Origin of the sequence: Clostridium polyendosporum, from assembly GCF_018332455.1 — a bacterium.
GTDB lineage: Bacteria > Bacillota > Clostridia > Clostridiales > Clostridiaceae > Clostridium_AY > Clostridium_AY polyendosporum.
The window spans coordinates 36,547-43,124 of record NZ_BOPZ01000029.1; the positions used below are offsets into that span (position 1 = coordinate 36,547).

A 6,578-nucleotide genomic window follows, 5' to 3' on the forward strand; every position below is an offset into this window, starting at 1 on the left:
ATTCTAAAAAAACTAAACAATATATTTAATATTATAATACATTAAAGCAATAATAAAGAGACTTTTTAGAGTCCCTTTAAAATAAACCTTTATTTCTTATTATCCCTTCTGCAAGTACACTTGTAAATAAAAGCATGCATTTTCTACCTTATATTTTGTAGAATGCACGCTTTTCTATAATATTATACTTTTATTATTTGTACACCAAAATATATAACATAATAATATTACGTTTATTTATTCTCAACAAGAGTTATTGTCAATTCCTGAGCAGTACCTGTCCTTAGCACCTTACAGGTGATTCTATCTCCTACCTTATGGGACCCAACTATAGAAATTATGTCATCTAAATTCTTTATCTTTTTTCCATCCATCTCCACTATAATATCAGTAGGTTTCATTCCAGCCATTGCAGCACTACCATTAGGAGTTATAGTTTGAACATATACACCTTCAGCACCTTTACCTAAAGTTGCTCCATTAAAACCTAATGCTATTCTTTTAACTTCTCCACAACTTATTATAGAATTCATAATATTTTTCAAATCATGAACTTCCAAAACAAGACTTAATCCATCTGATGAATATTTTTTTGATAATTCCTCACTATTAATACCTATAACCTCACCATAACTATTTATAAGTACACCACCTGTATTCTCACGATTTATTAAAGCATCAGTTTGAATAACTTTAAAAGTGGTTTTATCTGCAGAATATCCTTTCCCTACTTGTATTTTTCTATTTGTTGATGTAACAATTCCCATCGTAACAAAACCTACGTAATCATCAGCAGTGGAATTTCCTACAGTAATAACTACATCTCCCTCACTTACTTTATTTGCTTCAGCAATTTTTGCAGAAGGTAGATTACTAGCATTAATTTTTAAAACAGCTATATCTGAAATAGGATCAGATCCTATAAGTTTGGCCTGAATAGGCTTAGAACCAATTTGTGATAGTTTAACTATAATTTTTTCATAGTTTGCAATAGCACTAGAACTAGTCACTATATATCCATTAGGTCTCATTATTACTCCACTGCAATTAATACCCCTATTTTCCTTAAAGTTTTCTTCTTTATTACTTATACTAACAATAGACGGTGCTACACCTTCTATTGATGTAGTAAAAGAACCTTCACTACTGTTCATAAAACTACTTCTGTTATTTACTATTTGAAATATGGTTCGATTATTATCCTTAAGATTTATCCCATATCTTTTTTCAACAATATATGCTCCTCCTATTGCTCCCGTGATTGAAGCAACTAATACTAAAGTTATAACTTTAGTAAGTGATTTTAGGTTAGATTTTGTTTTATTTTGCTTAAACCTAATTACCCCTTCCTCACTACAAATCTCCCTCTTATTTCTTTTAACAGAGAATCGCATAACCTTATCTTCATTCTCCATGCAGCACCTCCTATGCTAGCATAAAAATATAACATATCAAATTTTCTTTAAAGTAAAAGTAAATGTCACACCAAAATCAACAGTTTTATTTTCAACCCAAATATCTTCTCCATGAAGATTTAATATATGTCTTACAATAGGTAATCCCAATCCAGTACTTATCTTGTTAGTCCTTGATTTATCCGATTTATAGAATCTATCCCAAATATATTTCATCTCTATCTCTGGTATTCCTGGACCATCATTATATACGCTAACTAGCACCTTACTACCTCTAGATTTTGTAATTACTTTTAAATTACCATTTTCATTACAATACTTTATTGCATTATCAATAAGATTTGTTATCACCTGAATGAGCCTATCTCTATCACCTAAAGCATAAAGATTGTCACCTTCTAAAACTACATCAACTTTAAGCTTTTTCGTTTTAATTTTATGTTCAGAATTTATCACGCAATGCTTTAATATCTCATTTACATCTATTTTTGAAATATTAAGTTTTAACTTTCCAGCTTCCATAGCTGATAAATCTAAAAGATCATTTACTAACCTAGCTAACCTCTGAATTTCATCATAGGCAATAGTTAAATAATAATTTTCTTTATCTTTGGGAATTATTCCATCCAAAATTCCTGCTATAAATCCTTTTATTGAGGTTATCGGTGAGCGAAGTTCATGAGAAACATTTGAAATAAATTCTCTTCTATTTTTCTCCACTTCCTCAAGAGAATCTGCCATTATATTAAATGACTTTGCCAATTCCCCAATTTCATCATTTGAATTTATGTAAACACGATTTTCAACTTCACCTTTTGCAATCCTTTTAGCAGCTACATTAATTTTACCTAGTGGGTTTATGAGAATTTTCTCAGAAAAGTAGTATATTACTATACTAGATAATATAAGTGCAAGTATTGCTGAAAGCCATATTATTGTATATACTTTCTTCAACGGCTCTTTAATTTGACTTAAAGGTGTCACCATTATAATAACTCCACTAAATTGGTTACCCAAAAACATTGGCTTATAATAGATATATTCAGTCCTTCCCGACGACTTGTTTTTTACATTTCTTTCTTCAACAGGCTGCCCCTTTTGTAGTAAATCCATTGCAGTTATATCCAACTTCGTAAATATCAAATCACTATCTTGAGAATTAGTTACGGCATAAACTATGCCTCTATAATCTGTAACTAAAATATCTGCATTCATAGATTTGCTAACAAAATTCATTAAACCTAACAGCTCATCTAAGGTATCTTCTTTTTGTTGATTTAGATGAGAGATGGCTGCTGTAGCTATAAATTTCCCTTCACTATCAAGCTGATCTTTTCTCTGTTGAAAATGATAGTCCTGAAACCAAAAAGAAAGTACTGTTGCCGTTATAATAAAACTTATTCCAATAATTATAGTAAAAGTTCCTAAAAGTTTAGCAACCAAACTACTTTTTCTCATCTATTTCACCTCAAACTTATAACCTACACCCCATACTGTTTCAAGTTGCCAATTTGAACCTCCTGAAAGTTTTTCTCTAAGTCTCTTAATGTGAACATCAACAGTTCTAGAATCACCTGGATAGTCGTATCCCCATACTTCACATAATAATTGTTCTCTTGTAAAAACTCTATTTCTATTACTTGCTAAATAATACAAAAGTTCAAACTCCTTAGGTGGCATCTTTATTTCAGATCCTCTATAAACAACATTATAGGAGTTTGCATCTATTACAAGATCTGAATGATAAATTGTTTCTTTACTTGAAGAATCTACATTGTATCTTCTCATAACTGCTTTTACTCTTGCAATCATTTCTTTGGGTTCAAAAGGTTTAACTACATAATCGTCTGCACCAAGTTCTAGAGCTAATACCTTATCAAAGGTTTCTCCTTTTGCTGTAAGCATAATAACTGGGGTTTCATATTCCTTTCTAATCCACTTTAAAACATCTATCCCATCTATATGCGGTAACATTATATCTAGCAACACTAGATCTGGCTTATACTCCACAAAAACATCTTCTGCCGCCTTTCCATTATGCACAACTCTTGTTTCATAATTTGCGCTTTCAAGGTACATCTTTATTACCTCACATATATTTTCATCATCATCAACAATGAGAATTCTTCCTAATATTCCATCCATACTAACACTCCTCATCTATTATATATAATAAATTTATCACACTTCTCCTTCCTATTTATATAGGTTTTCAAAAAAGTTACAAAATATTTATAAAAGTTATATAAGTAAAAATAAAGCTAAGTAGGCATAGCGAGCCTACTTAGCTTGAGTCAAACTTCACTTCATGAAATGACAGAAAATAAAGAATCAAGGCAACCTTATGGTTACCCTAGTTCTCTAAACTCTTATCCTTCAAATAACTTACTTATTGGTTGATCGTCATAAATTCTATTTATTGCTTCTGCAATAAGTGGTGCTACTGAAAGAGATTTAAACTTTTTAAGATCATCTCTCTTTGGAAGAGCTATTGTGTTTAACATTACTAATTCTTCCATAGATGAATTGTTTATTCTTTCGAAAGCCGGACCTGAAAGAACACCATGTGTGCAGCATGCATAAACATTCTTAGCACCTAAGTCCTTTAGAGCATTTGCTGCATTAGTGATAGTTCCAGCAGTGTCTATCATATCATCTATAAGTATACATATTTTACCTTCTACTTCTCCAATTATGTTCATTATCTCTGAAACATTAGCCTTTGGTCTTCTCTTATCAATAATTGCTATTGGAGCATGTAGCCTATCTGCAAACTTTCTTGCTCTTGTTACGCTACCAAGATCTGGTGAAACAACAACTACATCATCTCTATCTCCTAATCCCTTTTCTAAGAAATACTTAGCAAGAATTGGGGAACCCAATAAATGATCAACTGGTATATTGAAGTATCCTTGAATTTGTGCAGCGTGTAAATCCATAGTAAGAACTCTATCAGCCCCAGCTGCTGTTAAAATATCAGCAACTAACTTTGCAGTGATTGGGTCTCTTGATTTTGCTTTTCTATCTTGTCTTGCATAACCATAATACGGTATAACTGCCGTAATTCTTCCTGCTGAAGCTCTCTTAAATGCGTCAATCATTATAAGTAGCTCCATAAGGTTATTATTAACAGGTGCGCTTGTTGATTGAACCACGAATACATCAGTACCTCTAACAGTTTCATTAATATTTACTGATATTTCTCCATCACTAAAAGTTCCTACTTGACAATCCCCCATTGAAACGCCTAATATTTCAGCAATTTCACGAGCTAATTCTGGATGTGAGTTTCCAGTAAATATTTTAATATTTCTTCCATGGGATATCATAATTTGAAGACCTCCTTAAACCTTTAACAAAATATTGGTTAAGCCCTACCTCTCTCTTTTTTATAACCCCACTATTTCTTTGATGATTTTTTTTCTACCCATCCTTCTATATTTGTCTGTTTTGCTCTAGCTATAGCAAGATTACCTTCTGGTACATCCTTAGTTATTGTTGAGCCAGCAGCAATGTAACTATTATCTTTAACTTCTACAGGTGATACTAAGTTTGTATTACATCCTATAAAAGCATTGTTACCAACTATCGTCTTATGTTTATTCTTTCCATCATAATTAACTACTACTGTTCCACACCCAAAGTTACATCCACTTCCTACCTTTGCATCTCCAATGTAAGTTAAATGTGAAACCTTAGTGTCATCACCAATTGTAGATTTTTTAATTTCTACAAAATCACCTATCCTAACCTTTTTACCAATATTACTTTCAGGTCTTATATACGCAAATGGTCCTACAGTAGTTTCATCTCCCACTTGACTATCTAGAATAACTGAACTTTGTATTTCTACTTCATTACCTATAGTACTATTAGCTATCCTTGAATTAGGATACAACACACAGTTTTCTCCTATCTTTGTATTTCCTTCAAGAATATTCCCTGGGTATATTATGGTATCCTGACCAATCTCAACATCTGCCCCTATATAAGTGTTTGAAGGGTCAATGATTGTTATACCATTTTCCATATGTTTTTTATTAATTCTCTCTTTTAATATGTTTTCAGCAATAGCAAGTTCTACTCTTGAGTTAACTCCTATTGTTTCCTCAAACTCAGTTACCATTGCACCTATTTTCTTTCCTTCGCTCTTTAATATACCTATTACATCAGTTAAATAATATTCACCTTGAGCATTATTATTCGAAAGTTTTTCTAGAGAGCTTAATAAAAGTTCTATGTCAAAACAATACATACCCGCATTTATCTCATTTACTTTTAACTCTTGCTCATTACAATCTTTATGTTCTACTATTTTTTCTACTTGATTGTCTTTTCTTATTATTCTTCCATACCCTGTTGGATTATCTATGATTGATGTTAAAAGTGTAGCTCCATTGTTTTCTTTAATATGTGTTTCTATAACATCTTTTACTGTATCTGCAGTAATAAGAGGTGCATCCCCAGTGAATATTGCTATAACACCTTTTTTACCACTTAAAAATTCTTTAGCACATTTAACAGCATGACCTGTTCCTAGTTGTTCCTCTTGAAGTGAATAGGAAACGTTTCTATCCTTTGTGCCTTCTCTTACTAAGTCAGCCCCTTTTCCTACTATCACATTTACTTCATCTAGTCCTGCGACTCTCATAGTGTCTATAACATGGTTTACCATTTCTTTTCCACAAACCTTATGTAAAACTTTTGGAAGGTTTGATTTTATTCTCTTTCCTTGGCCTGCAGCCAAAATTAGTGCACACTTATTCATAAAATCACCTCTTGTGCAAAGCATTCATTTATAAAATAATTAAATTCGTTATAAAACAAACCGACATATTTATACCTATTATATTATATTTTATATAAAAAAGTATTGCAACCTTATAAGTTATACATTCCATAATAAAATTTAATTTATACATTTTTGATAAAATTTAATGGATTTTATCACATTTTACACGAAAATATACAATAGTGTAGATTATATCAAACTTGTCGTAGACTTTTTTGTAATTTAAGACAAAAAAAATAAAAGGAAGTAAAACTTCCTTTTATTCAGACTGCTGACAAAGTGTCAGCAGTCTTTGTTTTTACTGAATTATGAAGTAAAATTAAAAGTATAGAATTTTATTTCATAGGAGTTATTCAAATGATACGAGAAAG

5 protein-coding genes are annotated in these 6,578 nt (G+C 31.3%); all 5 read right to left on the reverse strand.

Features of this window, described 5'->3' with window-relative positions:
* Window positions 1-233: 233 nt before the first annotated feature.
* A complete protein-coding gene (locus CPJCM30710_RS14420; protein WP_212904870.1) occupies window positions 234-1,415 on the reverse strand; it encodes a S1C family serine protease in 1,182 nt (393 codons plus the stop codon).
* Window positions 1,416-1,451: 36 nt separating this feature from the next.
* Window positions 1,452-2,873 (reverse strand): sensor histidine kinase, encoded by a 1,422-nt coding sequence (locus CPJCM30710_RS14425; RefSeq protein ID WP_212904871.1) that lies wholly within the window; start codon window positions 2,871-2,873, stop codon window positions 1,452-1,454.
* On the reverse strand, window positions 2,874-3,560 hold the full coding sequence (locus CPJCM30710_RS14430; protein ID WP_212904872.1) for a response regulator transcription factor: 687 nt from the start codon (window positions 3,558-3,560) through the stop codon (window positions 2,874-2,876).
* Window positions 3,561-3,784: 224 nt separating this feature from the next.
* Complete coding sequence (locus CPJCM30710_RS14435; protein ID WP_212904873.1) at window positions 3,785-4,744, reverse strand: ribose-phosphate diphosphokinase; 960 nt, start codon at window positions 4,742-4,744, stop codon at window positions 3,785-3,787.
* A 71-nt stretch (window positions 4,745-4,815) separates the two neighbouring features.
* The gene (glmU, locus tag CPJCM30710_RS14440) at window positions 4,816-6,183 is read right to left on the reverse strand and encodes a bifunctional UDP-N-acetylglucosamine diphosphorylase/glucosamine-1-phosphate N-acetyltransferase GlmU (protein ID WP_212904874.1); all 1,368 of its coding nucleotides are present in this window, start codon (window positions 6,181-6,183) and stop codon (window positions 4,816-4,818) included.
* Window positions 6,184-6,578: the final 395 nt, after the last annotated feature.